Raw genomic sequence first — 3,793 nt, forward strand, 5'->3', positions numbered from 1 at the left:
GTGCTCACGGGGGCGGCGAGGCTAAGGGAGAACGACCGGCTGATCGCCGCAGTGCTGCGCGCAGCCATGCCCGCTCAGCCGGCCGCGCCGGAGGCGTACTCCGCGGGAATGTCGAGGATCCGCAGGACCGCGCAGGCCAGGGTCTTGCCGGACCCCACCCCGACGAGCAGCACATAGTCGCCGCGAGCCAGCGCCCCGGTGGCCAGCAGGTGGTCCAGGGCCACGAACTGGTCGCTGACCCCGAGATGGCCGATGCCGGCGCCGTACTCCCAGGTGGTGTCGGCCAGGGTCAGCCCGAACCAGCTCACCCGCTCCTCCACGTTGTCCCAGCGCCCGTGCGGGAACGCCACGCGCTCCACCTCGTCGAGCGTGATCCCCGCCTCCTTGAGCGTGCGATCGACCAGCTCCATCAGCGTCGACTGGATCGCCAGCATGACCCCGGCGCCGTCGCGGGCCACCAGGCGCTTGCGGAACTCGCTGTGCCGGGCGGCGAAGTCGAGCGGCCGGCCCACGGTCGCGTCCGGCGGGAACATCGGCACACCACCGTCGTTGACCGATTCGGCCTCCGGCAGCACGACCACGTTGACCGACCGCAACTCCGCGAAACCCGGGTCCGTGGTGACCAGCAGCGCGCACCCGGCGTCGCCCACCACGTAGCCCTCCATCATGCGCCACCGGTCGACCAGCGGGCTGCCGTGGTTGTCGGCGCCGACCAGCAGCGCCCTGCCACCCGGCCGTAAGTACCCGGCGGTGAGCTTCAGCGCGCTGAACAGCCCGCAGCAACCGTGCCGCAGCTCGACCGCCAGGACGTCACCGCCCACCAGATGCTGCTGCAGGTAGAACTGCGGCTGCCAGCCCTCGGGCCCCTGGTGCCAGACGTCGGCGTACAGCATCAGATCCAGATCATGCGGCGACATCCCGTCCGAGCGCTCGAACGCGTGCCGGGCCGCCCGCAACGCGAGCTCCGGAGCGGGTACGTCACCCGCCACCGCGGCCCCGCCGAGGCGGAAGTACTCCATCTCGTCGGCCGGATAACGGCCCTCGGCGACGGCCGTCTCGATGCTGACCACCGGCGGCAGATGAACGCCGATACTGCGCAGGTAGATGCCGGGTGTACGCACCTGTCCTCCTTCAGCGCGGCATGCCGCGGCGCGGGGCGTGGTGGAACGAATAACCCTCTGCTGGGGAAACTGTCGGGTTGCCGATCACAGGCCGGCGATGCGTACGGCGAGCTTCGCAACCCTGAACGTTGACAAATATGTCCGGGGGCAGTCAGCGCCGATGCTAATCGAATGGATCACCCCTGACTAGTGGTGTCATTCTTCGGACGGACGATGCATAATCTTCACCGCCGATGATCAACGGCGTACCCGGAGCGGAGCGAACTCCGGCGGCTCCCGCCCATGCCCCAAGCCGGAAAGCAGCTCATCCATGTCCCAGATCCAGGCTCTGGCCACCGGTCAGAAGCGCACCGGCCGGCTCATTGTCGTGCTCGCGGCCCTGACCGCGGTCGCTCCGCTGGCCATCGACATGTACGTGCCCGGCTTCCCCGGCCTGGCCAGGTCCTTCGGCACCGCGGACTCCACGGTCCAGCTGTCCCTGACGGCCTTTCTCGTGGGGCTCGCCACGGGGCAGCTCCTCCTGGGCCCGGTCAGCGACGCGGTGGGCCGCCGCCGCGTCCTGCTGGCCGGCGCCACGCTGTTCACGGTGCTGTCGGTCGCCTGCGCGGTCTCCCCCAGAATCGAGATCTTCGACGCGGTACGGCTGTTACAGGGGGTCGCGGGGGCGGCGGGCATGGTGGTCGCCCGGGCCGTGCTCACCGACCGCTTCCACGGCACTCCGGAGGCCGGCCGCCACTTCGCCACCCTGTCGGCGATCGTGTTCATGGCCCCGGTGGTCGCGCCGGTGCTCGGCGGGGCGATCCTCGGGGTCGGCTCCTGGCGCCTCGTCTTCGCCGCGCTGGCGGGCTTCGGCGTGCTGCTGATCGCGGGGATCCTCGCCTGGGTGCCGGAGAGCCTGCCCGCCGAACGTAGGCGTTCGGGCGGGGTGACCGGCGTGGTCAAGGCCATCGCGATGCTCGCCGGGCGGCCCGCCCTCGTGGGGTACGTGCTCGCCTCGTCCTGCACCGGGGCCGCGCTCTTCACCTACATCGCTGGCTCGACGTTCGTCTTCCAGGACGTCTACGGCCTCTCGGCGGCACGCTACAGCCTCGTCTTCGCCGTCAACGCCCTCGGCATGCTGGCCTCCAGCCTCCTCTTCGGCCGCCTGTCCGCCCGCGTCCGGGCGGACACCCTGTTGGTCGCGGGGCTGTCCGTGGCCGGCACCGGTACGGCGGCCCTGGTCGTGTCCCTGGTCACGACCGGCGGTTCCTTCGCCGCCACCTGGGCCTGCCTGTTCGTCACGGTCACCGGCCTCGGCACGGCGCTGCCCGCCACCACGACCATCGTCCAGTCGCTCGGCCACGACGCTCCCGGAGCGGCCTCCGGCCTGCTCGGCGGCAGCCAGTTCATCCTCGGCGCGGCCGCCTCACCCCTGTCGGGCCTCTTCGGCGACGGCCGCACGATCTCCATGGCCGCCATCATGCTGGCCGCCTTCGGCCTCGCCGCGCTGTCCCTTTTCCTGGCGCGCGGGGCTCGGGGGCGCACGGCGGGGGCCGGGCAGACTCACCACGCCTTTGACCGGCCCCGATGAGTTCCGGCCGCAGGAGCGGTCTCACTCTTGAATCGGCAGGAAGGAGTGGTTCCGGTGGACCTGTACAGCGTCGTGTGCGTGCGTGACCGGGCGGCATCGCAGAAGTGGTTCGAGGTGTTCTTCGGGCGGCCGGCGGACGAGATCATCGGCGAGGAGTACCTGTGGCAGGTCGGTGAGAACGCGTGGGTCGTCATCGATGACCGGCAGGTACGGTCCGCACGGGTGGGCGGCACGATGATCACGTTCGGCGTGACCGACCTCGACGACATCCTGGCCCGGCTGGCCGCGCACGGCATCGAGCACGAGCCCGTGGAGACCTACGGCAACGGCGTGCGCCACGTCGAAGTCCTCGATCCGGACGGCAACAGCCTGTCACTCGCGGAGGCGCCGACCGGCTGATCCGGGCGCGACGCTCCGGGTACGCCGGCCCTTGGCACCCCGGACAAGGTCGCCCGATTCGTCCACGGCCAGGGACTCCCCGCTCACCCGAGCCGGTCTCTCTCCGGCGCTGCGTCGTGCTGTCGGAGCCGCCCCTGACCACACTGTTCCGGTGGACACAGTGATCGTGCTCTTCAACAGGGACCTGCGCGTGCACGACCATCCGGCGCTGGCCGCCGCCTGCGAGCGGGCCGGGCAGGTGGTGCCGCTGTTCGTGCTGGACCCGTCCGTGCCTGAAGGCAGGCGGCACGGTTTCCTGCTGCAGTGCCTGGCCGATCTGCGGGCCTCGCTCCGGGAGCGCGGTGGCGACCTGGTCGTGCGGCACGGGGACGTCGTTGGCGAGACGATGAAGCTGGCCGGTGAGGTGGGTGCGACGGCGATCCACGCCAGCGCCGACGTCAGCTCGCTGGCCCGGCGGCGTGAGGCGCGTCTTGCCGGGGAGCGGGTGGAGTTCGTCCGCTTTCCCGGTGTCACCGCCGTGCCGCCGGACGCGCTGCTGCCTTCCGGCGGCGGGGACCACTACCGGGTCTTCACGCCGTACTGGAATGCCTGGCGGCGCCATCGTCGCCGGCCGGTGCTGCCGCCGCCGGGCCAGGTCCGGCTGCCCTCCGGCCTCTCGTCCGGGCGGCTGCCCCGGCACGAGGAGGGTGGGGTCATGCCGGGC

General features: G+C 71.4%; 4 protein-coding genes. 3 read left to right on the forward strand and 1 reads right to left on the reverse strand.

The window, feature by feature from the left end:
- Positions 1-74: 74 nt before the first annotated feature.
- Positions 75-1,121, reverse strand: a complete 1,047-nt coding sequence (locus ETD85_RS60820; protein ID WP_138698859.1) for a ketoacyl-ACP synthase III family protein — start codon at positions 1,119-1,121, stop codon at positions 75-77.
- 310 nt (positions 1,122-1,431) lie between these two features.
- Between ETD85_RS60820 and ETD85_RS60825 the strand changes: the two genes are divergently transcribed.
- From ETD85_RS60825 to ETD85_RS60835, 3 genes are all read left to right on the forward strand, one after another.
- Entirely contained in the window at positions 1,432-2,691 is a 1,260-nt protein-coding gene (locus tag ETD85_RS60825; protein ID WP_138698860.1) for a multidrug effflux MFS transporter, read from the forward strand.
- 54 nt (positions 2,692-2,745) lie between these two features.
- The gene (locus ETD85_RS60830) at positions 2,746-3,090 is read left to right on the forward strand and encodes a VOC family protein (RefSeq protein WP_138698861.1); all 345 of its coding nucleotides are present in this window, start codon (positions 2,746-2,748) and stop codon (positions 3,088-3,090) included.
- Positions 3,091-3,241: 151 nt separating this feature from the next.
- On the forward strand, positions 3,242-3,793 hold a 552-nt coding region (locus ETD85_RS60835; protein ID WP_138698862.1), incomplete at its 3' end, for a deoxyribodipyrimidine photo-lyase.

The sequence above is a fragment of the Nonomuraea zeae genome, from assembly GCF_005889725.1.
Classification (GTDB): Bacteria; Actinomycetota; Actinomycetes; order Streptosporangiales; family Streptosporangiaceae; genus Nonomuraea; species Nonomuraea zeae.